Below are 25,188 nucleotides of genomic sequence, written 5' to 3' on the forward strand. Positions count from 1 at the left end.
TACTGTGGATTTCGAGGAATACCGGCGATATGACGCCGTAGGCCTTGCGGCGCTGGTCGCACGCGGAGAAGTGTCGGCCGAGGCCCTGCTCGAACTGGCCCTGGCGCGCAGCCGCGAAGTCGGCCCCAGGATCAACGCGATCGTGCACGACCTTGGCGATGCGGCACTCTCGCAGTTGGCTCGGCGCGCGCCTGCTGGTGCATTGGCAGGCGTGCCATTCCTGGTCAAGGATGTGTCGCAGGATATCGAGGGCGTGCCTACCCAGGCCGGTAGCCGCGCGCTGATGGACGCCGTGGCGCCGGCGACGGTGACGGCCGTGCGGCGCTGGATGGAGGCCGGTCTCATTGTCTTCGGAAAGACCGCGACACCGGAATTCGCCCTCAAGGGCATCACTGAAGCCCACGCCTATGGCGCGACGCGCAATCCCTGGAACCCGGCGCGGACGCCGGGTGGCTCCAGTGGCGGCGCAGCGGCCGCGGTCGCCGCCGGCATCGTGCCGATGGCCGGTGCCAACGATGGTGGCGGTTCGATCCGGATTCCCGCGGCGTACTGCGGCCTGTTCGGTCTGCGTCCCTCGCGTGGCCGCGTGCCGATGGGGCCCACCTATGGCGAACTCTGGGAGGGCGCGAGCAGCGATTTGGTGGTGTCGCGCTCGGTTCGCGACAGCGCCTTGGCGCTTGATCTGGCACAGGGCGCCGACGTCGGCGCGCCGTTCGTGATCGCGCCCCCGCAGCGACCGTATCTCGATGAGGCGGCGATCGACCCGCCGCCGCTGCGCATTGGTGTCCTCACGCGTTCGCCGATCGGCACGCCAGTGGATGCGGCCTGCGTCGAAGCCGTGGACCGGACCGCGACGCTGCTCGAATCGCTGGGGCACCACGTCGAGTGGGCCGAACCGGACATCGATGGCGCCGCGCTGGCCGACAGCTATCTGCGCATGTATTTCGGACAGGTGGCGGCCGATGTCGAACGTGCGCGCAGGCTGACCGGACGCAATGACTTCGAGGCGGAGACGCGGGCGCTGGCGGCGCTGGGGCGATCGATGAACGCGGGCGAATATGTCGCTTCGCGACGTCGCTGGAACGTCTTCGCGCGGGCGCTTGGTGACTACCACCAGCGCTACGACCTCTTGATGACGCCCACCGTGGCGATGCGTGCCGCGCGCATCGGCGAACTCGAACTCTCATCCGGCAAGCGGCTGATGATCTTGCTGATGCTGGGTTTGCGCGCCGGCCGCCTCGCGCTCAGGTCCGGCATGGTCCGGCAGCTTGCGCAGGACAGCCTGCAACGCACGCCGTTTACGCAGCTGTCCAATCTGACCGGCACGCCGTCGATGTCGGTACCGCTGCACTGGGACGGCGAGGGCATGCCGGTTGGCGTGCAGTTTGTCGCCGCCTTCGGCGGCGAGGATCGGCTGCTGCAACTGGCCGGGCAGCTGGAGCGGGCGCAGCCCTGGTTCGATCGCGTGCCGACCGACTCCAAGGTCGCCTGAGCGCGGGGCTACAGCGCCTTGATCCGGTCTTCCTGAACCCGCAGCGCTTCCAGATCCGCGCGCTGCTTGGCGACGCGTTGCCGCGCACCGTCCTGGACGTGTTCCGGGGCCTTGCCGAAATTGGGGTTGGAGATTTGCACTTCGCCCTTGGCGAGGTCGGCTTCGACCTTCGCGATCTGCCGGCCCAGACGCGCCAGCTCGGCATCCTTGTCGATCAGGCCCTTGATCGGCACCAGCAGCTTCATCTGGCCGAGCAGGGCCACCGCCGATTCGGGTGCGACTTCGTCGGATTCCAGGAACATCGGGTCTTCGACCCGGGCCAGGAATTCGATCGCCACGCGCATGCGCTGGGTGCGGGCGGCGTCGGCGTCCGTGGCGTTCTGCAACAGCAGCGGCAGCGGCTTGCCGGGCGCGATGTCCATTTCGCCGCGAATCTGGCGGATGCCGAGGATGAAGGCCTTCAGCCATTCGATATCGGCTTCGGCGGCTTCGTCGATCCGGCTGGCGTCGGCGCGCGGATAGGGCTGGTGCATGATCGTGTCGCCTGCGGCCGCAGCCAGCGGGGCGATGCGCTCGCGCACTTCCTCGGTGATGAACGGCATCAGCGGGTGCAGCAGGCGCAAGGACGTTTCGAGCACGCGCACCAGGGTACGCCGCGTGCCGCGTTGCTGCACCGCGTTGCCGGATTGCAGCGCCGGTTTCGCCAGTTCCAGATACCAGTCGCAGTACTCGTTCCAGACGAACTGGTAGAGCGCCTGGGCCAGCAGATCGAAGCGATAGCTTTCGAAGTGCGCGGCGACTTCGGTTTCGAGCTTCTGCAGACGCGACACGATCCATCGGTCGGCGACCGACAGCTCGAATTGCAGCGTGTCGTCCTGGCCGCAGTCCTGATCCTCGCAGTTCATCAGCACGAAACGCGCGGCGTTCCAGATCTTGTTGCAGAAGTTGCGGTAGCCGTCGGCGCGGCTGGCGTCGAAGCGGATGTCGCGGCCGGGGCTGGCGAGCGCGGCGAAGGTGAAGCGCAGCGCGTCCACGCCCAGCGGCGGGATGCCGTCCGGAAACTGCCTGCGCGTGGTCTTTTCGATCTTCTGGGCGAGCTGCGGCTGCATCATGCCGCTGGTGCGCTTGGCGACGAGGTCTTCGAGGCTGATGCCGTCGACCAGGTCCAGCGGGTCCAGCACATTGCCCTTGGACTTGCTCATCTTCTGGCCTTCCGCATCGCGGATCAGGCCGGTGACATAGACCTCGCGAAACGGCGGCTTGCCGGTGAAGTACAGGCCCATCATCACCATGCGCGCGATCCAGAAGAAGATGATGTCGAAGCCGGTGACGAGCACGCTGGTGGGGTAGTAGCGCGCGAGGTCTTCGGTGTCGTCCGGCCAGCCCAGGGTCGCCAGCGGCCACAGGTCCGAGGAGAACCAGGTGTCGAACACGTCCTCGTCCTGTTTGAGCGCGGTGTCAGGCGTGAGGACTGAGGCATATTTTTCGCGGACTTCGTCCTCGCTGCGGCCGACGTAGACATTTCCGGCTTCGTCGTACCAGGCCGGGATGCGGTGGCCCCACCACAGCTGGCGGCTGATGCACCAGTCCTGGATGTTGCCGAGCCACTGGTTATAGGTATTGATCCAGTTCTCGGGCACGAAGCGGATCGTGCCGTTCTCGCCGAAGGCCTCCAGCGCCGGGCGGGTGATGCGCGCCATGCCGCCGGGGCGGCCGTCGTCCTGGGTTTCGCGCGTGAGGTCCACGTACCACTGATCGGTCAGGTAGGGCTCCACCACCGAGCCGCTGCGGTCGCCGTGCGGCACGGTCTGCTTGTGGTTCTCGACCTTTTCGAGCAGACCCAGGGCTTCGAGATCGGCGACGATGCGGCGCCGTGCCTCGAAGCGGTCGAGGCCGCGATAGGCCTGCGGCACCGCATCGTTGAGCGTCGCGGTCGGCGTCAGGATGTTGACCAACGGCAGGCCGTGGCGCTGGCCCATGGCGTAGTCGTTGAAGTCGTGCGCCGGCGTGATCTTGACGCAACCGGTGCCGAAGTCCTTGTCCACGTAGTCGTCGGCGATGATCGGAATCTCGCGATCCGCCAGCGGCAGGCGAATGGTCTTGCCGACCAGCGACTGGTAGCGCTCGTCCTCAGGATGCACCGCCACGGCGGTATCGCCGAGCAGGGTTTCCGGGCGCGTGGTTGCCACCACCAGATGGCCGCCGCCGTCGGTCAGCGGATAGCGCAAGTGCCACAGCTTGCCGTCAACGTCTTTGGATTCGACTTCCAGATCGGAGATCGCGGTCTGCAGCACCGGGTCCCAGTTGACCAGGCGCTTGCCGCGATAGATCAGACCGTCCTCGTGCAGGCGCACGAAATGTTCGGTCACGGCCCTGGAATAGGCCGGATTCATCGTGAAGTTCTCGCGCGACCAGTCCACGGAATTGCCCATGCGGCGAATCTGGCGCGTGATGGTGCCGCCGGATTCCTCCTTCCAGGCCCAGACGCGTTCGAGGAAGGCTTCGCGGCCGAGGTCCAGCCGCGATTCGCCCTTGGCGGCGAGTTGGCGCTCCACCACCATCTGCGTGGCGATGCCGGCGTGATCGGTGCCGGGCACCCACAGCGCATCGCGGCCGGCCATGCGCTGATAGCGCGTCAGCGCGTCCATGATGGTGTGCTGGAAGGCATGACCCATGTGCAGCGTGCCGGTGACATTCGGCGGCGGAATCACGATCGAGTACGGATCGCCCTTGCCGCTGGGCGCGAAGGCGCCGCTGTCTTCCCAGGACTGGCGCCAGCGCGCCTCCACGGTTTTCGGTTCGAATGCCTTGTCCATCGATTTTCAGATGAAGGTCACAGGCCAGTACGGCCGGACCCAGTATGGAGATCTCTCGGGATCGGGTCGCGCAGCGTCCGCAATGCGCGCAGGTCGCGCATTTTAGCCGGATTGGACGGGTTCCGGCCGCGCGCCCCAGGATGCCGGATAACTCCGTGATATCAGAGTCCGGCCGTGGTTCGCTCGGATTTGGCATTATGGCCCTGATCACGCACGTCGATATCCACTTCCACCATCATGCCGGGCCCGATCAGCTCGGTCGGCCCCTGGTCCAGGCTGATGCGCACCGGCACGCGCTGCGTGATCTTGGTGAAATTGCCGGAAGGGTTCGGGTCCGGCAGCAGCGCGAACTGGCTGGTGGCGGCACGGCCGATCACCTGGACCTTGCCCGAGAAGCTCTCGTCCGGATAGGCGTCCACGGTGATCGCGACCGCTTGGCCGAGGCGCAGCTCGCCGATGTCGGTTTCCTTGATGTTGGCGTCCACCCACAGCTTGTCCGGGTTGTGCATCATCAGGATCGGCTGGCCGGCGGCGACGTATTCGCCCTGGTCCACCAGGGTCTTGTTGACCACGCCGTCGATCGGGCTGGGCACCACCAGATCGTGCAGACGCAGCAGCTCCTGCTCCAGCTCTGCCTCGGCATGCGCCAGTTCCTGACGCGCCACCTGCAGTTCGACGCGCAGCACATCCGGATTGGGCAGCGGCATCTGCGAGCCATTGATGAGATAGCCGACCTGTGCGTTGTCCGCCTCCGAGCGGCTGACCTCGACCTGCTGGTGGGCCTGCTCGTATTCGGCCTCCGCGGCCTGGAAAGCGTAGTAGTCACGGTCGCGCTGCTGCTGCGAAATCGAGTCATTCCCGAGCAGGCGTTCGGAGCGCGCAAGATCCTTTTCCGCCTGAATCTTGCGCGCCTTGGCCGCCTGTTCGGCGGCGCGGCTGGCCGCTAGTTCCTGGCCGCTCACATTGACGCCGCCCTGGAATTGCCGCTGCGCCAGCTTCAGACGGGCCTGCTCGTAGTCGACGCGTGCCTGCATCGTGGCCACGTTCGCTTCCAGGGTCCGGCGCTGGCGTTCGTCGGCGGCGCTGTAGAGTTTCGCCACCGAGCTGCCCTTGGCGAGATGATCGCCGGCCATGATCGAGAATTCGTCGACCCAACCCGGCAGTCGGCTGCTCACCGTGACCTGGTCCGCCATCACCCGCGCATCCTGCTCGCTGACGTGGGTGAGCCCGTGGTGGATGGCCAGGCCACCCCAGATCAAACACAGCAGAACCAGCAAGCCGGTGGCGGCCAGTTTGACCGGCTTGTAGCGGCTGCCGGGTTCAGGGCGTGGATTTGGGGAATTCATGCGTTGCTTCCTCGAATCGGATGTCGTGATTTCGGCTCCGGCGTTACGCGCGGGCCGTGTGTTGCCAGCGGCTGAGCAGCAGGGCGGGAACGGCGACCACCGCCAGGCTGGCCACGAGCAGCCAGAAGCCGTCCTGATAGGCCAGGATCGAGGCCCAGATCGCCTCGGTTCGTTCTGTCAGGTAGGCGGCCATGGCGTGCTGCTGCGTTTCGGGTACGCCCAATCGTCCGGCCAGGCTCGCCAGCTGGCCAAGCTGCTGGTTGGCCATGCTGTTGTCGGCGTTGACGCCGGCATTGAGGATCTGCCCGTGCAAGGCGGTGCGGCGGTCGAGAATGATGACCAGTACCGAGGTGCCCAGCGCGCCGCCCAACTGCAAGGCGAAATTGATCGTGCCGGTACCGTAGCTCGCCAGATCCGACGACAGTGACGCGATCGAGCGCGACAGGATCGGCGGTGGGAACGAGGCCATGCCGACGGACAGAACCGCCATCGCCGTGGCCAGTGCCGCGAACGAAGTGTTCCAGTCCATCTGCGCCATGTGCCAGACCGAGAACACTGCGCAGGCCAAGCCCGACATCGTGATCCAGTGATTCGGAACGCGGTCGCTGAGGCGGCCGACCAGTGGCACCAGCACGGCGAGCACGATCGTGGACGGCAGGAAGATCTTTCCGGCGCTGACCGGGCTGTAATGCAGGATGGACTGCACGAACTGCGGCAGCAGGTACATGATTCCGTAGAAGGTGCCGCCGAACAGGAACATCGCGATCGCGCCGGCCAGGAATACACGGTTGGAGAAGACCTCCAGATCCAGCAATGGACGTACCGCGCGCTGCTGCCAGACGAGGAACGCCGCGGTGCACAGCGCCCCCAGGCCGAACAGCTCCAGCACGCGCGGATCGTTCCAGCCCCAGCGCTGACCGTTGGACAGCGCGGCCAGTACCGCGAAGATCGCGACAAAGGCCAGCACCGCGCCACGCCAGTCGAACGGCGGGCGCTCGCCGCGGTGTTCGCGTCCGGGCAGGAAGAAGTAGCCCATGACCATGCCGACCACGCACACCGGCAAGACGATGAAGAACACATAGCGCCAGGAGTAGTTCTCCACCAGCCAGCCGCCGACCACGGTCGCCAGCGTCAGCGGCAGGCTCAGGCTCATGCCGTACATTGCGGTTGCCATGCCGCGCGACTGCGGCGGGTAGACCGCGAACAGCGCCTCCATCGCCACCGGCCGGATCAGGCCGGTCATTGCGCCCTGCAGTACCCGTGCCGCCACCAGCGCGGCCATGCCTTCGCCCAAGCCGCCGAGGATCGAGGCGGCGATGAATACCAGCAGCAAGCCCATGAATGTTGCGCGCTGGCCTACGGCGGAGATCAACCAGGGCGAGATCAGCAGCGACACCGTGGTGGAGGCGAGGAAGCCGGTCGACAGCCACTGCACCTGCGCGTCACTCATGCCGAAAGCGCCCTTGATGTAGGGAATCGCGACGTTGACGATGGTGATCGACATGCCCAGGCCGACCAGCCCCAGCATCACCGTCAGGGTGACCCAGAGCCGGTAGCGTGGACCATATCGTTCGAACAGTTCTTCCAGTGGACTCATGCGTATTCGTTGCGACGGGACAGCATGCTCGCAGCCTGCCGCGGCGATCGCCACGACGGCATCAAGAGATCTGCCGATACGTCATTCCCGGGCGGGCCGACCGTCACGAAAGAGCAGGAACTCGACGGCAGGCAAATTGCTGACTAGGCAACGTATTGCGCGGCATTCTAATGGAAATGCGCGTGAAATGCTGTCAGAGATCTGCCGACGCGGCTCAGGCGTCGCCGCAGGACGGACCGTGCGTGATGAAGCTGCGGCCGGTGGTTTCGCCCTGGATCAGGATGAAAACCTGATCGCGGTTTGCGCAGTTCATGCTGATCCGGCCCGGCCGGCGCGTGCAGGCGAGGATGCGGTCGGCGGCGTGTTCGCGGCCGTCCGAGTCCAGATACGGGCCCTTGTGGATCACGCAGGAGAAGCCCGCGCCGCTCATCGCGGACCGGGCTTCGGCGACCGTGGAGCCCTTGGGCACGGCGTTCGTCAGCGATTGCCGCGTGGCCTGGTCGACCTCGGTGCTGAACAGGCTGCAGGCGCTCAGTGACAGAATGAGCGTGAGGGTGAAGGCGATGTCTGCGGGTCGTCGCATCATGCGCGGGCTCCGAGCTTGTGTGAGGCCAGATCGTAGCCGCGATCACGATAGAACTTGAACCGTGCGCGCGACCGCGCGCGGGTTTCGGCGTCGCCGTGGACGATTTCCAGCACGCGTTGGAAGCGGCTGAAGAAAGCGGGAACCTCATCGCCCAGATTCAGCAGCACGTCGTGATGGCTGGAAGGCGGATCGCCGGCACCGATCAGCACCGACGCCAGCGCCATGTCCTCGCCCTTGGCCTCGACGCGCTCATGCGAGACGAAGCTGCCCTGCTTGAAGGTCCAGAGTGCCGCGTCGATGTCGTCCGCCAGCGCCGGGTTGGGCACATAGGCATAGATTCGAAGCCGTTCGCCTGCCGCCCGCTCACACAGCCGGCAGGCCGTCAGCACCGGACCGATATCCTCGGTTTCGGGCAGCACATAGAAGTCGACGCGGGTCATGCCGGAAAAGCCGGGACCGGGGGGCCGGGGGTGCGGCTCGCTGCGGGCTTCACCCTTCTTTCTTCGCCGCGAAATCCAGCAGGAACTGCATCAAAAGCCCTACCGGTCGACCGGTCGCGCCCTTGGGGCTGGACTTCCAGGCGCTGCCGGCGATGTCCAGGTGCGCCCAACGCAGCTTGCGCGTGAAGCGGTGCAGGAAACTGGCGGCGGTGATGGCGCCGGCGTCACGTCCGCCGACATTGGCCACATCCGCAAACGGCGAGCGCAGCTGTGTCTGGTATTCCTCCCACAGCGGCAGTTCCCAGGCGCGGTCGCCGATGAAGTCGCCGGCGTTGAGCAGGCGTCGCGCCAGCCCCGGCTGGTTGCTGAACAGGCCGGTGGCGTGCTGACCCAATGCGACCACGCAGGCGCCGGTCAGCGTCGCCATGTCGACCACGTATTCCGGATCGTAGTTCTTCTCGACATAGCTCAGAGCGTCGCAAAGAATCAGGCGGCCTTCGGCATCGGTGTTGAGCACTTCGATGGTGAGGCCCGACATGCTGGTGACGATGTCGCCCGGCTTGAGCGCCTGGCCGTCCGGCAGATTCTCGGAGGCCGGCACCACGCCGATCACGTTGATCGCCGGACCGAGTTCGGCCAGCGCCTTGAACGTGCCGAGCACGCTGCCGCCACCGCACATGTCGTACTTCATTTCGTCCATCGCCGCCGCCGGCTTGATCGAGATGCCGCCAGCGTCGAAGGTCAGGCCCTTGCCGACCAGTGCGATCGGCTTCTCGCCCTTGGCGCCACCGTTGTATTCAAGCACGATCAGCTTCGGCGGCTGACGGCTGCCGCGCGACACCGACAGCAGCGCACCCATGCCGAGTTTTTCCATGTCCGCCTGTTCGAGCACCTTGGCCTTGACCGACTTGTACTGCTTGGCGAGACCCTGGGCGACTTCGGCGAGATAGCTCGGCGTGCAGTAGTTTCCGGGAAGATTGCCGAGATTCTTGGCCAGATCGACACCGGCGCCGATCGCCATGGCTTCGCTGAGCCCGCGTTCGGCGGCCGGCAGGTCGGAGCGGCGCGGCACGTCGAAGGTCAGCCGCTCCAGCTTGTAGACCGGAAGCGTGCGACGCGCTGCGGTGCCGCGGCATTCATCGAAACGGTAGTAGCTGTCCAGCGTACTGAGCATCGCCTGGAGTACGTTCCAGTGGAAATCGCGCCCCTTGACCGGCAGGTGCGTGAGGTAAGATGCCGCGTCGATTGCGCCGGTCTGGCGGACGGCGCGCACGGAGGTTTGGATCGCCTTGCGATAGGCCGCCTCGTTGAAATCGCGCTCGCGCCCCAGGCCGACAAGCAGCACGCGGTCGCCGAACATGTTGGGCAGATTGTGCAGGACCAGCGTGGAGCCGGCCTTGCCGTCCATATCGCCGCGGCGCAGCGCCGAGCCGATAGCGCCTTCGCTGACGGCGTCGAGCACGGCGGCGGCTTCGGTCGGCTTGCGCCGGTCGAAGATGCCAACCACGACGCAACCGACGCGTTGTTTTTCTGGATTTCCGCTTTTGACAAAATATTCCACGAAGGGCTCCGTTGAATCTGACCGGTTTCGATTTTTGGACTTTGAGGGCGCCGCCGGCGGAAGCGGGGGTGTCGCGCGGACGCCGCGAAGTCTCGGCTTTTCCAGTGCATTTTTCGAATCCGCACCGGATTTTGAGCCCGCATTGTAATGAGCGACTCAAGAATCACCAAGCGGTGTCCCAGGCATTGTGCGAACTGCTCAATTTGTCGTGGGTCGTCCATGGTCGGGAATGGGGGATTTTTGATCTCCGAATTCAGAACTTCTGGAGTGTGACTTGACCGGCGGTGTACTCAATCGTTACCTGATGCGGGAAGGGGCAGCGTCCTGGCTGGCGGTCACCGGCGTATTGCTGGCGATCATGCTGTCCACGCGCTTCATCCGCTTTCTGTCAATGGCCGCGGCCGGCGAACTGCCGCGCCAGCTGCTGCTCAAGGTCGTTGGCCTGTCGGCTTTGCACTATCTGTTGATCCTGATTCCGGTGTCGCTGCTGTTGGGTGTGATGCTCGCGCTGGGGCGGCTCTACAGGGACCAGGAGATTTCCGCGATGACCGCTTGCGGCGTCGGTCTGGGCGGTCTGTACCGGCCGTTCATCGGTCTGGCGCTGGCGCTGGCGGGCCTGACCGCGCTGCTTTCATTTCAGATTGGTCCCTGGTCTGGGCGCATCGTCGATCAACTGGTCAAGGATTCGCGTCGCCTGGTTCAATTCGCACCGTTCGAACCCGGGGCCTTCAAGGATCTCGGGGATGGCCGCGCGACGTTCTATACGCAGTCGATGAGCGGCGATGCCGGCGAGCTCGAGAACATTTTCGTGCGGGTCGACGATCCCGAATACTCGGGTGTGATCACCGCACATGCCGGCGAGCAGGCCATCGACAGCGAAAGCGGTGAGCGTAAGATCACGCTCACGGACGGCCAGCGCTACGTTGGCACGCCCGGGCGCGCCGACTACGAAATCATGCGCTTCAAGCGCTTCGGCATGCGTGTGCAGCCTCCCGATGTCCTGTACGTGGCGGGCAAACACAAGCTCGCGACGACTTCGGCGCTGCTGGCCTCCGGCGAACCGGAAGACTTGGCGGAACTGCACTGGCGCATTTCGGCGCCGATCGCGGTGCTGATCCTGGTGCTGCTGGCGGTGCCGTTGTCGCATGCCTCGCCGCGTTCGGGCCGCTACGGCAAGATCGTGCTCGGCATCCTGGTGTATCTGGTGTACTCCAACCTGTTGGCGCTGGGCCAGGTGGGCATTGCCGACGGCAAGATTCCCTCGGCGCTGGGCCTGTGGTGGGTGCACGCGATCTTCCTGGCGCTGGCGCTGGCGCTGATCGCGCAACGCGCCGGTTGGTTCGCACGCAGGCGCGCCTCATGAATCGTCTCGACCGCTACATCATCGCCAACGTGCTGGGCCTGACGGCGGTGACCGCGCTGGGGCTCACCGCGATCCAGACTTTCATCGCTTTCGTTTCCGAAGCCGGCGAACTGGGGGGTGATTTCGGCTTTGTCGAACTGGGCCTTTACATCGTGCTGCTGGTGCCCTCAGGCCTGCTGACGATGCTGCCGATGATCGCACTGCTGGGCACCCTGCTGGGGCTGGGCGCACTGGCCAGCCAGGGTGAACTGGTGGCGATGCGCGCGGTCGGGGTGTCGGTGTTGAGACTGGGGCGCGCCACCACGCTGGCCGGCGTGCTGCTCGGCATGGGCGCGTTCATGCTGGGCGACTGGGTGGCGCCGGCCGGGCAGCGTGCGGCGGATACCTTGCGTGATGTCGCCAAGCACGGCGTCGACCCGAACGCGGCGGCCGGACCGGTGTGGCTGCGGCAGGGCAACAATGTGATCCACATCCGCAGTCTGCTCGGTGAAGATCATGTGGCCGACGTCACTGCCTACACCCTCAACGACGACCTGTCGCTGGCCGCCGTGAGCCAGATCGACGATGGCCTTTATCAGGATGGGCGCTGGCGCCTTTCGGGTATCGAGCGCACCGAATTCGGCGACGACCGCACCACCGCCAATTCCATCGAACATGCGGACTGGACGAACGAGGACTTGCCGCCCGATGTGCTGCATCTGTTCGTGCTGGAGGCGGAAAGTCTGTCGATGGGCGGCCTGGTGCGTCTGATCCACTACATGGATGACAACGGCCTCGACTCCGGCGGCTATCGGCTTTCGCTGTGGCGCAAGCTGATCTCGCCGATCAGCGTGGTGGTGATGATGCTGCTGGCGATTCCCTTCGTGCTCGGGCCACTGCGCGATTCCGGTGCCGGCCAGCGTCTGCTGATCGGCATCCTGTTCGGGCTCGGCTACTGGATCGTCAACGAGGTTGTTGCCAGCACCGGTCAGATCTACGGTTGGCCGCCGATGCTCAGCGCCGGACTGCCGACCGCCCTGGTGGCGGTGCTCGCCGTCTGGCGCATGGCACGCTTTCGCTGAGGAAAATATGGCGATCGAGATCGAAAGAAAGTTTCTGGTGCGGGGCGACAGCTGGCGCGCTCAGGCGTACCGCGCGCAGCCGATGCGTCAGGGTTATCTGGTGGAACCGGGCGGTCGCGCCTCGGTCCGGGTGCGCGTCGTCGGCGAGCACGCCCATCTCAACATCAAGGCCGCGATCGTCGGCAGCGCGCGCGCAGAATACGAATACGAGATTCCCCTGGCGGACGCCGAACCGATGTTGGCGAGCTTGTGCATCGGTCGTGTCGACAAGGTACGCCACTACCTTGAGCACGATGGCAGAACCTGGGAGATCGATGTCTTCGAAGGCGACAACGCCGGCCTGGTGGTCGCGGAGATCGAACTCGAAGACGAGGAAGCGTCGTTCACGCGTCCGGCCTGGGTCGGCGATGAAGTGACCGATGACGCGCGCTACTACAACCACGCGCTGGCGCAGACTCCATACACCCGTTGGCCGTGAACCGCCTGCTGGTCGATATCGCCGTACAGCGTTTGCGGCTGCTCGGCGCCCGTGGCGAGCCATTGGCCAGTCAAATACCCCCGGCTTTGCGGGGGTATTTGACTGAATTCAATTCAGGGACACGGACTCAGGATCTTGAAACCGCCAAGTGCCATTCGTTACAGCCCCCTAGTCTTTTCGGAAACTACTTCTTCGCGGTCAGCTTGACCATCATCTTTGAATAACCTTTGACGAAGTTGGACTGGACATACTCTGGCTCACCGACGACTTCAATCTTTTCGAAACGTGCCAGTAATTCCTCCCACAGGATGCGTAGCTGCAACTCTGCCAGACGATTACCCATGCAGCGGTGAACCCCGAATCCGAAAGACAGATGGTTACGCGCGCCCTTGCGATCAATGATGAGCTTCTCGGGCTCGTCGATGACGCGTTCGTCGCGGTTGCCGGAGGCATACCACATGACGACTTTGTCGCCTTTTTTAATCAATTGGCCGTTAACCTCCACATCCTGCGTGGCAATGCGGCGCATATGTGCCAGTGGTGTTTGCCAGCGAATGATTTCGGACACCATGTTCGGAATCAGGCCGGGATTGTTCTTGAGTTTGGCGAACTCGTCCGGGAACTGGTTCAAGGCATAGACGCCGCCAGACATGGAATTGCGGGTAGTATCGTTGCCACCGACAATCAGCAGTATTAAATTGCCCAAAAACTCAAACGGTTTGTTGATTAGATCCTTGGTATCTTCATTGCTTTGCAGCAGGCTGATCAGGTCATAGCCCGGCGCTTCGCCAGCGGCTGCTCTGGCTTCCTTCTCGCGCCAAAGCAGTGAAAACTCTCTGGCCATGTTCGCCATACCACGGAACAGTTCATCCGTATCGTTCGACCCGCCAATTGTCTCGGCACCACTGCCTGCCAGATCGGACCAGTAAACCAGTTTGCGGCGTTGCTCGTAAGGAAAGTCGAGCAGTGTCGCCAACATTCTTGCGGTGAGTTCTACGGAGACTTCATCCACCCAGTTAAAGGGCTTATCCAGTGGTAGATTATCCAGTACCTCCTGCGCACGAGTACGAATCAGCCCTTCCATCTCGTGGAGGTTCTTCGGTGCCACGACCTCTTGTACGGCACGTCTCTGCAAGTCATGCTTGGGCGGATCCATGGCAATGAACATGTCAAGCGAGAGTTCTTTCGGTGTCTGGCCGATGACGATAAAGGGCGCGGAAGAAAACAGTTCGTGGTGCTTGTCCACAAACTGGATGTCTTCATAGCGGGTAATTGACCAGAAAGGGCCGAACAGGCTGTTTTTCTGAAAATGTACCGGGCACTCGTCGCGCAAGCGTTTGAAGTAGGATTCCCACTTGTTTTGCCGGAACAGAAACGGGTTGCTAAGATCAATGTCTTCTAGCGCCAGCGTATCCACATCGGGCACGGGCGTCTCGACGAACTCGGGGAATTTCTTGTAAATGCCAGCCTTGGTCTTGGCCCTGTAGATTAAATGCCCGGCCTTGATTTGCAGGGGCATCGGCACCATGGCCGCGCCTTTTTCAGTTATTCTATTAACGATATTCATTACGATTCCACCTTGATGGCTGAGACGACTACTGAAGCAAGTGATCTACATCTGAAATTCAGGCATCCGCGCAACCATGCCGTCCATATCTTCAGAGGTAGTGATCTGGCAAGCCAAGCGTGAGTTTTCGGCCCGCTCCGGGGTCATGTCCAGCATCTGCAATTCCTCGCTGTTGGCACTGCCGGCGATCTTGATCCAATCGCCTTCGAGAATGACATGGCAGGTACCACAGGCACACTCGCCGCCGCAATCCCCATCTATGCCCGGCACGTTGTTATTCACAGCGGTTCGCATTAGCGATTGGCCCGGTTCTATATCCACCTTGTGTTCTGTGCCGTCGTACTCGATAAAGGTAATCGTGCCCATGACTTGCTCCGCAAATATTGCCTGATTTACCGGTTGCCTGAGTGGCAGCTGGCCGGTACAAATAATAATTGTTCGATTCAGTGAATGCTAGGCTAGGCAATTCCAAGCGATCCAGGAAGGTCAATTATTGACAAGAAGCAGTCATATTGTGACACCATGATCGGTGCGAACTTGTCGCTTCTCTCCGTATGACGTAACCCGAATCCGTGGACCCGAAAGGCCAGAGGGCGGCCGGGAATCCGCAAGCTGTCACTCCGACTCCGTTCTGAGAGCTGGCCCCGAGCATCTGCACAGTGACATAGGTGGATTTTCTGCTCAATGAGGCGAAGATTCGCCTTGAATCAGGAGCAGAAGATGATGATCGACCGCACCCACAGCCTGTCGTTGACGAAGCAGGCGCGCGCCGTCGGCATCAGCCGTGGCAGCGTGTACTACCGGTCGCATCCGGTCAGCGCCGCCGATCTGGCGCTGATGCGCCGGATCGACGAGCTGCACCTCGAATATCCCTTCGCCGGCGCCCGCATGCTGCGCGATCTGCTGGCGCTGGCGGGCGTCGCCGTCGGCCGCAAGCACATCGCCACGCTGATGCGGCGCATGGGCATCGAGGCGATCTACCGCAAGCCCAACACGAGCCGGCGCCATCCCAAGCACCCGATCTACCCGTACCTGCTGCGACATCTGAAGATCGATCGGCCGAACCAGGTCTGGGCCATGGATATCACGTACATCCCAATGGCCAAGGGTTTCGTCTACCTCGCCGCCGTGATCGACTGGCACACGCGCCGCGTGCTGGCCTGGCGCGTGTCGATTTCAATGGAGACGGACTTCTGCATCGAGGCCGTCGAGGACGCGCTGCATCGCTACGGCAAGCCGGAGATCTTCAACACCGATCAGGGCAGCCAATTCACCAGCCTGGCCTTCACCGACCTGCTCAAGCGCAACGACATCGCGATCAGCATGGACGGCCGCGGCTGCTGGCGCGATAACGTCTTCGTCGAGCGGCTCTGGAAGTCGGTCAAGTACGAGGAGGTCTACCTGCACGCCTACGACTCGGTATTGCATGCCAAGACCGCGCTTGGGTGCTACCTCGATTTCTACAACGCCCGGCGACCTCACAGCAGTCTTGATCGCAAGACGCCAGATCAGGTCTACTTCGCAGCACTGTCATTGGCCATGGCAGCTTAAACCCACGCAGAGAATCCACTTATAAATTCAGGCCCGCTGCACAGACGATCAGGGCCAGATCTCTGCCACCGTAACCGCGAAGGCGGGCCTCAAGATTCACGCTGAGCTCGACACCGGTATTCTACCCGACAGGAATCGCAGTGAGCGACGCCGAGATCAATGCCGTCAACCTCCGTCGTACGGACTTCCATGACGAGTGGAACTACGCGATCCTGCCGAAGAGGCGTCGCGCATAAGTAGTCATGCCTCGAATCCTGAATCAGTGGGCCGCTGCCGAACGACTCCGGCAGCGCTGAGTACCTGAGGGCGCGAAGTTCGAGCGTAATGGTGGGATTCGCAAGCTCACCCCAAGCAGCAAAGCCGAGCAAAATTCGGCGCGCGAGGCTCCAAAAGCCCTCACGCGCCGGTGACCGCTGCGGCCGTCAGGCGGTCGCGTCGCGCCGATGCGCCCAAGCGTAGAGGCTGGGCAGCACCAGCAGGCTCAACAGCGTAGCCGAGATGATGCCACCGATCACCACGGTTGCCAGCGGCCGTTGCACTTCGGCGCCGGTGCCGGTGTTGAGCGCCATGGGCACAAACCCCAGCGCCGCGACCAACGCGATCATGAGGATGGGCCGTAAGCGGGTCATCGCACCTTCGAGCACCGACTGCTCCAGACTACGGCCTTCCGACAGTCGCTCGCGGAACATCGAGACCATGACCACGCCGGTGAGTACGGCGACGCCGGACAGGGTGATGAAGCCCACGCCAGCGGTGATCGACAGCGGAATGCCGCGCAGCCACAGCGCCAGAATGCCGCCGGTGAGCGCCAGCGGTACGCCGGAGAAGACGAGCGCGGCATCCTTGACCGAGCCGAAGTTCATCACCAGCACGCCGAAGATCAGCAGCAACGACAGCGGCACGACCTGGGTCAGGCGGTTGGCTGCGGACACCATCTGCTCGAACGTGCCGCCCCAGACCAGGTAGTAAGCCGGCGGCAGTTTCACCGAGGCCTCCACCACGGACTGTGCCTCGCCGACGAAGCTGCCGAGATCGCGTCCGCGCACGTTGGCGGTGACGACGACGCGGCGCTTGCCGTTGTCGCGCGAGATCTGGTTGGGGCCGGTCGTGCGCTGTATGCGGGCGACTTCCGCCAGCGGCACGAAGCCGCCGGCGGGCAAAGCTACCGGCAGGCGCGCCATCTGGGCGGGATCGGAACGGATGGCTTCCGGCAGCCGCACGACGATGTCGAAGCGCGCGTCGCCGTCCATCATCAGTCCGGCAGGCGTGCCGCCGACCGCAGTGGCGACCAGATCCTGCACCTCGGCGAGGCTCAAGCCGTAGCGTGCGAGCCTTGCGCGGTCGGGAATCACCGTCAGCATCGGTAGGCCGTCGACCGGCTCGACCTTGACGTCGGCAGCGCCCGGAACCTGTGACATTACCGCGGCGATACGATCGGCCACCAGGGCGAGCTGCTCCAGATCGTCGCCATGTACCTTCACCGCCACGTCGGAGCGCACGCCGGAGATCAGCTCGTTGAAGCGCATCTGAATTGGTTGTGTAAAGCCATAGGCGGCCCCCGGCACCGCATCCACCGCCGCCGCCATTTCTTCGATCAGCTGCGCCTTGGGTTTGTGCGGGTCCGGCCAATCCGCGTGCGGCTTGAGCATTACGAAAGTGTCGGTTTCCGAAGGTGACATGGGATCGGTCGCCGCTTCGTTGGTGCCGGTGCGCGCGAACACGCGCTGCACTTCGGGCAGCGTCATCAGCGCGGCGTTGACGGATTTCTGCTGCAGCTGCGCTTCTTCAATACCGATGCCGGGCGCGCGCATGGGCTGAATGATCACGTCCCCTTCGTCGAGGTTGGGCATGAATTCGGTGCCCAGCTGCGTCGAAAGCCAGCCACTCGCAACCACCAGCAGCACCGCGGCGCCCACAATCGGCAGCGGAAAGCGGAGCGTGAACGCCAGCACCGGCGCATAAGCGCGCTTGGCGATGCGCACCAGGGCATTGTCCTTTTCGCTGACCGGCCCGGTGAGCAGTACCGCCACGAGCGCGGGCACCAGCGTCACCGACAGCAGCAGCGCTGCGAGCAGGGCCATCACTACGGTCATGGCCATGGGATGGAACATCTTTCCTTCCACGCCGGTGAGCGCAAAAATCGGCAGATTCACCAGCACCACCACCAGCACGCTGATGAAGCTGGGGCGGAACACTTCCTCGGTGGCTTCGCGTACCACGGACAAGCGGTGCGTGAGCGGCAGCAGGCCGCCGCGCCGATGCTGTTCCTGGCCGAGCCGCAGCAGACAGTTTTCCACGATGATCACGGAACCGTCGACGATCAGGCCGAAGTCCAGCGCGCCCAGGCTCATGAGATTGCCGCTGACCTTGCCGGCGACCATGCCGGAAAACGTCATCAGCAGCGACAGCGGGATCACCAGCGCGGTCAGTAGCGCCGCACGCAGATTGCCGAGCATCAGAAACAGTACGGTGACCACCAGCACGGCGCCCTCGATGAGGTTTTTCTGCACCGTCGCCACGGTTTTTTCGACCAGCGCGGTGCGGTCGTACACCGTGAGCGCCTGCACGCCCTGGGGCAGCTGGCGCCGGATTTCCTGCAGCTTCTGGTCCACCGCCTTGGCGACGATGCGGCTGTTCTCACCGATAAGCATGAATGCCGTGGACAGCACCGTTTCCTCGGTGCCGAGCTGGGCGGCGCCGGTGCGCAGCGGGCCGCCGACGCTGACCTGGGCCACGTCGGTGACGGTCACCGGCACGCCGTCGCGGCGGGCAACGACCACCTGGCGCAGATCCGCCATGTCCCGCAGCTGGCCCGGCACGCGCACCAGCAACTGCTCGCCGGCGCGTTCCACGTAGCCCGCGCCACGGTTGGCGTTGTTGGCTTCCAGCGCGGCAACCAGATCGGCAAAGGTGAGTTCGCGTGCGAGCAGCCGCGCGGGATCGGGCAGTACGTGAATCTGCTTGAGCACGCCGCCGATCGAGTCCACTTCGGTTACACCCGGCGTCTGCCGCAGCTGTGGGCGGATCACCCAGTCCTGCAGGGTGCGCAGCGCGGTGGCGTCGTAGGCGCTGCCGTCGGGCTGGCGCGCGCCGGCCTCGGCGGTGACGGCGTACATGTAGATTTCGCCCAAGCCGGTCGCGACCGGGCCGAGTGCGGGTTCCACGTCCGCCGGCAGATTGGCGCGAACTTCCTGCAGGCGCTCGTTGACCACCTGGCGCGCGAACCAGAGGTCGGTACCGTCCTCGAACACGGTGGTGATCTGCGCGAGCCCGTACTTGGAGATTGAGCGCGTCAGCTTGAGGCGGGGCAGACCGCCCAGCGCGGTTTCGATTGGGAAGGTGACGCGGTTTTCGACTTCCAGCGGCGAATACCCGGGCGCGCGCGCGGCGATCATGACCTGCACGTTGGTGATGTCCGGCACTGCGTCCACCGGCAGCAGCTGCCAGGCACGTACGCCGACGGCGCCGATGCCCAGCGCGAGCACCAGCACCAGCCAGCGCCGCGTGACGGCAAAATGTAAGAGGGCGTTGACCATGGCTCAGCCCTCCTCGCCCTGCGTCAGCCATTCCGACTTGAGCAGGTAGCTGCGGCTCACGGCGATGCGCTGGCCCGGCTGCAGGCCTTCGAGAATCTCCACCTCGCGACCGTCGTCCAGCCCCAGGGTGACCGGCTGCGGCATGAAGCCGGCGGCGGTTTCGACGAACACCACCGGACCTGCGTCCAGCGATTGGATTGCTTCGCCGGGCACCACCACAGCGGCCCTGCGGCTTTCGATCACCACCTCGGCGCGCACGAACTGGCCCGGCGCCAAGCGCCCTTCGGGGTTCGGCAGCTTGGCATAGGCCTGTACGGTCTGGCGCTCCCGGTCGATGAGCGGCAGCAGCTGCGCCAGCGTGGTGTGTGCCAGCAGCTGGCCATTGCTGTCCAGCAAGGCCAGTGGCTGGCCGACGCGAACCTTGCCGGCGTCCACCGAAGGCACCGCAAGCCTGGCCCACAGCGTGGAGGCGTCAGCGATCACGAACAGCGCGCGATCGGGGGCGGCGGCGCTACCGCCACGCGCGTCCAGCATCAGCACGCGGCCGGCCATCGGGCTCGTCAGTGTGTAAGACACCAGGCTGTCGTTGGAGTCGATGCGCGCGAGCGCCTGGCCGGCCTTGACCGACTCGCCCAGCGAGACCGAGACCGAGCGCACCGTTCCGGCATAGCGCGGCATTAGTTCCAGATAGTGGCTGGGCGGGATTTCCAGTGAGCCGTAGAGCGCAAGCCGGTTCTGCAGCTCGCCAGGACCGACCTCGGCGACGTCCAGACCGGCTTCGGCCCGGTGTTCGGCGCTAATGACAATCGCCTGGTGCTCCGCTGCGGCATCGGCCGTGGCGGTGGAATCGGGTTCGGTGGAAGAACAAGCCGCCAGTGACAGCGCGGCCAGCAACAGCACAGGCGGCATCGCGCCCGCGAAAATGAAGGTTTTCATCGTGATATTTCTCGTCTGGTTCGGGCGCGGTGTCAGGGCGCGGACAGCGCAGTCATGCGTTCGACGGCGACGCGAAAGCGATGGAAGTCGGCAGCCGTACTGAGCCGTTCCTGCTCCAGCTCCAGCCGCGTGCGGCGCGCATCCAGCCAGTCCAGCTGCGTATAACGCCCGCTTTTGTAGCCTTGCCGCAGCAGGCTCTGCGCGCGCTCGGCCTGGGGTATCAGCTCGATGTCCAGCCGCTCCAGCACCGTCGCGGCGTGCTTGAGTTCCTGCAACAGATCGAACAGCGCGGCTTCGGCGGTGAGCTCGGCGGCAGCACGCGCGGCTTCGCTGCGCACGCTCAGGGCCTCGGCCTCAGCGATTGCGCCTTGCTGACGGTTACGCCAGGGCAGCGGCAGCGTCAGTGTGGCGAGCAGCGCCACATCGTCCGTGGCCTCGAAGCGGCGCAGGCCGATGCCAACCAATGGCTGCATGCGGCTCTGCGTGATGGCATGGGCGGCCTGCGCCTGATGCAGCCGGCCCTCAACGTCGTAGAGCGCAAAGTCGGGACTCAATCGGAGCTGTGCCAGCAAAGCCGGACCGTCGGGCAACCCAGGCAGCGGCAGCAGATCGGCCTCGGCCTGTTCAAAGGCCGGTTCGTGCTCACCCCATTGCGCCGCAAGCAAGCGCCGCTGCACCAGCAGCAAATGCTCGTAGTGCTCCTCCTGCAGCCGCGAACGCTCCAGCGCGACGGCGGCCCGGTTGATTTCCAGCTCGCTGGCCGCACCTGCGCGAACCCGGCGGCGCACCGCCTCCAGCATCGCCTCGGCGTCCTGTACCGCCTGCCCGGCCAGCTTCAAGTTCTGCTGTTGCTCCACCACGTCGATGAACATGCGCGAGGTGGTCGCCGCAACATCCAGCCGCAGCAGAACCTCGCGCGCATCGACCCCGGCGAGTTCGGCGCCGGAAATGCCCAGGCGGGCATCGCGACGGGCGCCGGGTTCCAGCGGCAGCGCCAGTTGGATCGTGGTCTCCAGTTGGGACAGCCCGCGGTGCTCGCCAGTGCCAGGACCATTCTCCAGGGTGGCGATCAATTCGGGGTTGGGCCGCAAGCCCGCTTGCAGACGACGCGCTTCGGCGGCACGGCGCTCCCAGGCCATGACTTCCAGGTCCGGGTGCCCGCGCAGGGCCGCAGCCACCGCATCGCCCAGCGTCAGCATGCCGAGCGGGTGCGGCGGCTCGGGCGCCGGCAGCGTCACCGCCCAGGCCGGCGAGGTACAACACAACAGGCAGGCATGCCACAGGGCACGCCGAAAATAACGGCTCATTGCTCTCTCCATCGATACGGACCGGAACCGGCCCGAACGCGCAGCCATCACTGATGGCTGCGAACGGCGTCCCGCAGGCGGCACAGGGCCGCTGCGGAGGCAGGCTCAGACCGCCTGCCGCGGCGTCAGGAGATCAGGAGAGGCGGCGCGCGCAACGGCGGCCGCAAGGTTCTTCGAGGAGGAGCGGGTACAATCCAGCGCGATCGCAGGCGTGGAAAGACGTCGGGGCCGCCGAGCAGCACCAGTGTTGCCAGCAACGGCAGCAAGGCGAGGAAAACGGGGGGGCTATCGGCCCAAGCCAATGCCGCCGCGATCAAGCCATCGCTGACCAGAGAGATGTCGATGTCCTGATCTTGCGCCGTGTGAGGTGTTCCGACATCGGCAATGTACTGCACCGTGATACCGGCGCAGGCTTCAGATGGGCACGGCGGTGCGAGGTGTCGGTGCCAATGCAGATCCACGATTCGCAGCAGCGACATCGCTACCACAACCCATAAGATCGCGGCGCTGCGAAACGAATATTGACGGACGGATGCCATCGGACCTAGCCATGACGGGCACGTTTGCCCCTAATTCATTATGGTGCCTGCGCAGACTTTTTCAAGAAAACGACGGTCAATGCAGCAATTCTCATTATGCCTTCGATGTCAGGGTCGATTTGAGGCCGTAGATTTTGATTTGTGCCATGGGCGTATCATTTTGAAAAATAACGCTTATTGTAATCAGCAAGCCGTAGCCCGGATGAAGCGTAGCGGAATCCGGGCTACCGGCTTTTGAGCGACGGGTCAGCTCGACGCGCTTCCGGGACTAGACCAAGGCGTCGCGAATTTGCTGGAACAGGGCGCGATAGGCGCGGCGCTGCGCGCGACCGGTCTTGCCGTCCGTTTCGGCGACGTGCGTCATTTCGCGTCGCGCCTGACGCAACAGGCCACGAAATGCGGGGTTGTTGCATTGAGGATACCGCTCGGTCCATTCCGCCAGGGCACCGTCATCGCTCAACAGTCGATTGCGCCATTGCTCAGCGAGATTCTGGATCTTCGGATCGATCGATTTACCCTGATGGTGCCGATCGACCGCGCTACGGACCGGCGTGGTGTCGCCATCGCGCAGCAGTTTTCCGATCCGCTGCATCTGGCGTCGGCGTGCCTCGAAGTTCTTGAGACGTTTGTATTCGAGCACCGCTTCGAGCAGCCATTCATCGATGCCGGCCGCTTCGATCGCCGCATTGGGCAGCGCGCAAAACGCCTCGCCGAGCGCCTGCTGTGCCTGCGCGGCGCGTTTGAGTTCGGAACGGCTGGGGCCGTCGTCCTCGGGTGAATCAAAATCCTGACCGAATCGGCGGGGCATGGTGGTCTGGGGCAGGGCGGCGAAGGCGCTGGGTCGCGAATGATACGTGGCCTGCGTGCCGCCCGCAGGTTCGACCAAGCCCACCGCGGCTGTTCGTGTCCGGCCGTCGGTGGGAAGATAGGGAATGGTGATCTCTCAGTCTCTCCAAACCGGAAGCGCGACGCCCGCGTCGCCGGAAGCGCGCATGACACCGGCGGACCGCTACCAGGAGCTGTTCGTGGCGGTGCAGACCACCCAGGTGTTTGCGGACAGCAAGACCTTCGTCGACTGCTTTCCCAAGTCCGATGATGCGCAGATTCTGAAGGCGTATCGCGATGAACGGGGGGAGCCGGGCTTCGATCTGCCTGCCTTCGTTCATCGCTGGTTCGATCCGCCGGTGGTCCATCGCAGCGACTACGTGTCGGATCCGAGCCGAACGCTGGCTGACCACATTGATTCGCTGTGGCCGGCGCTGACGCGCCATCCGCGAGAGCACCCGCGCCATTCCTCGTATCTGCCGCTGCCGATGTCCTATGTGGTTCCGGGTGGGCGTTTCGGCGAACTGTACTACTGGGATTCCTTCTTTACGATGCTGGGCTTCTCGGGCCAGCGCCGTCCCGACCTGCTGCGCGCGATGGCCACCAACTTCGCGTATCTGATCGATACCTACGGCCACGTGCCGAACGGGAATCGCAGCTACTACCTGAGCCGTTCACAGCCGCCGGTGTTCGCGCTGATGGTCGAGCAGTTCGAGGAGCACGAGGTCCATCATGCCCTGCATTATCTGCCGCAGCTGAAGAAGGAATACGCGTACTGGATGGAAGGTGTCGAGTCGCTGGCGCCGGGCGAGGCGAATCGCCGCGTCGTGCGGCTGGAAGACGGAAGCTGCCTGAACCGTTACTGGGATGATCGCGACACGCCGCGCGAGGAGGCTTATGCCGAGGATCTCCACACCGCGAGCCAGTCCCCGCGACCGGCCCAGGCGGTGTATCGCGACCTTCGCGCCGGCGCCGAGTCGGGCTGGGATTTCAGCTCGCGCTGGCTGGAACAGCCGGACACATTGTCCAGCATCCGCACTACCGCGATCTTGCCGGTCGACCTGAACTGCCTGCTCTATCGGCTGGAAATCACGATCGCGAAGCTCGAAGATCTCGGTGGAGACAGCGACGAGGCGCATCGCTATGTCGTCAATGCGCACGCCCGCAAGAAGGCGATTCAGCAGCGCATGTGGAACGTCCAGCGCAAGGCCTTCTTCGACTTCGACTGGCAGCTCGATCGGCCGCGTGAATGCCTGACGGCGGCCACCGTGGTACCGCTGTACCTGCGCTTTGCCACGGTGCCGCAGGCGCGCGACGTGGCCGTGACGGTGCGTGAATCCCTGCTCGAACCCGGTGGTCTGGCCACCACGATGGTGCGCAGCGGCCAGCAGTGGGACGTACCCAATGGCTGGGCGCCACTGCAGTGGATGGCGGTGATGGGTTTCAGCCGCTATGGCGAGATCGAGTTGGCGGAATCCATCGCATCGCGCTGGTTGCGCACGGTGTCCCGCCACTATCGCCATGAGGCGAAGCTGGTCGAGAAATATGACATCGGCGCTGAATCCGAAGGCGGCGGCGGGGGAGGCGGCGAGTATCCCCTGCAGGACGGTTTCGGTTGGACCAACGGTGTGACGCGACGCTTGCTTGATCTCTACGGAAAATACGGCGCCGATGAGACATCGGCCGAGCACTCGCCGCCGGATCGTCGCGCGCGCTGAGAATCGTGGCGCGGTATCGGTGCCGGATCAGAACGAGGAGCCGGGCTGCTTCAGGAACGCGATTTCTTCGGGCGTGGAGCCGCGACCGGGCAGCGCTCGAACGGGTTCACGCTGCGCGCCTGCAGGCTACGGTCCTCGGCTTGGTCCAGCGGAAGATAGAAGAACGCACGTTCGATCGGACGCAATTGCTGGTCGAGCCCCCGGGTGCGAGGCCGTCCAGCGCCCACTGCCGGGCCAGGGCATCGGCGCCGAACGCCGCCGAGCTGTCGCGGAGAATATTGCGTCGAAACTGATCCACCAGGATGATCCGCGCCAGCGCGCCCGGTGCCGTCGCGGCCCAGGCGGCGAGCCCGCCGCGGCTGGCTTCTTCGACCGCGCGGCCGAAACGGCTGGCGATCTCGAGCGTCCACAGAGGCGCTCTTGCGAAACCACATCGGAGCCTGTATCCGCAGGATTTCGGTGTCGTCAT

Annotated in this window: 20 protein-coding genes and 1 pseudogene; 7 read left to right on the forward strand and 14 right to left on the reverse strand. The window is 64.3% G+C overall.

The window, feature by feature from the left end; translation table 11 throughout:
* Positions 1–4 precede the first annotated feature (4 nt).
* The gene (locus RM530_RS09335; RefSeq protein ID WP_311364957.1) at positions 5–1,492 is read left to right on the forward strand and encodes an amidase; all 1,488 of its coding nucleotides are present in this window, start codon (positions 5–7) and stop codon (positions 1,490–1,492) included.
* A gap of 8 nt (positions 1,493–1,500) precedes the next feature.
* Here the strand turns inward: RM530_RS09335 and RM530_RS09340 are convergent, their stop codons facing one another.
* The 6 genes from RM530_RS09340 to RM530_RS09365 all read right to left on the reverse strand — a co-directional run bounded on the left by RM530_RS09340 (position 1,501) and on the right by RM530_RS09365 (position 9,838).
* Positions 1,501–4,308: a valine--tRNA ligase gene (locus RM530_RS09340; protein ID WP_311364958.1), complete on the reverse strand. Its 2,808-nt coding sequence runs from the start codon at positions 4,306–4,308 to the stop codon at positions 1,501–1,503.
* Between the two features lie 161 nt (positions 4,309–4,469).
* Positions 4,470–5,654: an HlyD family secretion protein gene (locus RM530_RS09345; RefSeq protein ID WP_311364959.1), complete on the reverse strand. Its 1,185-nt coding sequence runs from the start codon at positions 5,652–5,654 to the stop codon at positions 4,470–4,472.
* A 43-nt stretch (positions 5,655–5,697) separates the two neighbouring features.
* Positions 5,698–7,251 carry a DHA2 family efflux MFS transporter permease subunit gene (locus RM530_RS09350; RefSeq protein WP_311364960.1) on the reverse strand — a complete coding sequence of 518 codons (1,554 nt, stop codon included), beginning with the start codon at positions 7,249–7,251 and terminating at the stop codon, positions 5,698–5,700.
* A gap of 214 nt (positions 7,252–7,465) precedes the next feature.
* A complete protein-coding gene (locus tag RM530_RS09355) occupies positions 7,466–7,837 on the reverse strand; it encodes a hypothetical protein (protein ID WP_311364961.1) in 372 nt (123 codons plus the stop codon).
* The gene (locus RM530_RS09360; RefSeq protein ID WP_311364962.1) at positions 7,834–8,277 is read right to left on the reverse strand and encodes a DNA polymerase III subunit chi; all 444 of its coding nucleotides are present in this window, start codon (positions 8,275–8,277) and stop codon (positions 7,834–7,836) included. Before RM530_RS09360 ends, RM530_RS09355 begins: the two co-directional genes overlap by 4 nt.
* A gap of 49 nt (positions 8,278–8,326) precedes the next feature.
* Positions 8,327–9,838 carry a leucyl aminopeptidase gene (locus RM530_RS09365; protein ID WP_311364963.1) on the reverse strand — a complete coding sequence of 504 codons (1,512 nt, stop codon included), beginning with the start codon at positions 9,836–9,838 and terminating at the stop codon, positions 8,327–8,329.
* 274 nt (positions 9,839–10,112) lie between these two features.
* Between RM530_RS09365 and lptF the strand changes: the two genes are divergently transcribed.
* From lptF to RM530_RS09380, 3 genes are read left to right on the forward strand one after another with little or no spacing between them, the layout of a single operon-like run.
* Entirely contained in the window at positions 10,113–11,201 is a 1,089-nt protein-coding gene (gene lptF, locus RM530_RS09370) for an LPS export ABC transporter permease LptF (RefSeq protein WP_311364964.1), read from the forward strand.
* The gene (lptG, locus tag RM530_RS09375; RefSeq protein WP_311364965.1) at positions 11,198–12,262 is read left to right on the forward strand and encodes an LPS export ABC transporter permease LptG; all 1,065 of its coding nucleotides are present in this window, start codon (positions 11,198–11,200) and stop codon (positions 12,260–12,262) included. The genes lptF and lptG overlap by 4 nt, the downstream gene beginning before the upstream one ends.
* A gap of 7 nt (positions 12,263–12,269) precedes the next feature.
* The gene (locus RM530_RS09380; RefSeq protein WP_311364966.1) at positions 12,270–12,740 is read left to right on the forward strand and encodes a CYTH domain-containing protein; all 471 of its coding nucleotides are present in this window, start codon (positions 12,270–12,272) and stop codon (positions 12,738–12,740) included.
* Positions 12,741–12,924: 184 nt separating this feature from the next.
* Here RM530_RS09380 and RM530_RS09385 read toward each other — a convergent pair whose 3' ends face one another.
* Positions 12,925–14,307 carry a cytochrome P450 gene (locus RM530_RS09385; RefSeq protein ID WP_311364967.1) on the reverse strand — a complete coding sequence of 461 codons (1,383 nt, stop codon included), beginning with the start codon at positions 14,305–14,307 and terminating at the stop codon, positions 12,925–12,927.
* A 45-nt stretch (positions 14,308–14,352) separates the two neighbouring features.
* Positions 14,353–14,673, reverse strand: coding sequence for a 2Fe-2S iron-sulfur cluster-binding protein (locus RM530_RS09390; RefSeq protein WP_311364968.1), 321 nt, complete (start codon positions 14,671–14,673; stop codon positions 14,353–14,355).
* Between the two features lie 345 nt (positions 14,674–15,018).
* Here RM530_RS09390 and RM530_RS09395 point away from each other — a divergent pair.
* Both RM530_RS09395 and RM530_RS19135 read left to right on the forward strand, forming a co-directional pair.
* Positions 15,019–15,858: pseudogene (locus RM530_RS09395) on the forward strand (IS3 family transposase); the annotation flags it as partial.
* A gap of 101 nt (positions 15,859–15,959) precedes the next feature.
* The gene (locus tag RM530_RS19135) at positions 15,960–16,094 is read left to right on the forward strand and encodes an ISAzo13-like element transposase-related protein (RefSeq protein ID WP_311365002.1); all 135 of its coding nucleotides are present in this window, start codon (positions 15,960–15,962) and stop codon (positions 16,092–16,094) included.
* 186 nt (positions 16,095–16,280) lie between these two features.
* Here the strand turns inward: RM530_RS19135 and RM530_RS09405 are convergent, their stop codons facing one another.
* From RM530_RS09405 to yjgA, 5 genes are all read right to left on the reverse strand, one after another.
* The gene (locus RM530_RS09405) at positions 16,281–19,394 is read right to left on the reverse strand and encodes an efflux RND transporter permease subunit (protein ID WP_311364969.1); all 3,114 of its coding nucleotides are present in this window, start codon (positions 19,392–19,394) and stop codon (positions 16,281–16,283) included.
* A gap of 3 nt (positions 19,395–19,397) precedes the next feature.
* Positions 19,398–20,330 carry an efflux RND transporter periplasmic adaptor subunit gene (locus RM530_RS09410; protein WP_311364970.1) on the reverse strand — a complete coding sequence of 311 codons (933 nt, stop codon included), beginning with the start codon at positions 20,328–20,330 and terminating at the stop codon, positions 19,398–19,400.
* A 32-nt stretch (positions 20,331–20,362) separates the two neighbouring features.
* Positions 20,363–21,637: a TolC family protein gene (locus tag RM530_RS09415; protein ID WP_311364971.1), complete on the reverse strand. Its 1,275-nt coding sequence runs from the start codon at positions 21,635–21,637 to the stop codon at positions 20,363–20,365.
* A 125-nt stretch (positions 21,638–21,762) separates the two neighbouring features.
* Entirely contained in the window at positions 21,763–22,176 is a 414-nt protein-coding gene (locus tag RM530_RS09420) for a hypothetical protein (protein ID WP_311364972.1), read from the reverse strand.
* A 268-nt stretch (positions 22,177–22,444) separates the two neighbouring features.
* A complete protein-coding gene (gene yjgA, locus RM530_RS09425) occupies positions 22,445–22,984 on the reverse strand; it encodes a ribosome biogenesis factor YjgA (RefSeq protein WP_311364973.1) in 540 nt (179 codons plus the stop codon).
* Positions 22,985–23,168: 184 nt separating this feature from the next.
* Here yjgA and treF point away from each other — a divergent pair, with 184 nt between their 5' ends.
* On the forward strand, positions 23,169–24,719 hold the full coding sequence (treF, locus tag RM530_RS09430) for an alpha,alpha-trehalase TreF (RefSeq protein WP_311364974.1): 1,551 nt from the start codon (positions 23,169–23,171) through the stop codon (positions 24,717–24,719).
* 106 nt (positions 24,720–24,825) lie between these two features.
* On the opposite strand, the gene RM530_RS09435 is transcribed toward treF, so the two are convergent.
* Positions 24,826–25,188 carry a DUF924 family protein gene (locus RM530_RS09435; protein WP_311364975.1) on the reverse strand — a complete coding sequence of 121 codons (363 nt, stop codon included), beginning with the start codon at positions 25,186–25,188 and terminating at the stop codon, positions 24,826–24,828.

It is taken from the genome of Banduia mediterranea (assembly GCF_031846245.1).
In the GTDB taxonomy this organism is placed as follows: Bacteria; Pseudomonadota; Gammaproteobacteria; order Nevskiales; family Nevskiaceae; genus Banduia; species Banduia mediterranea.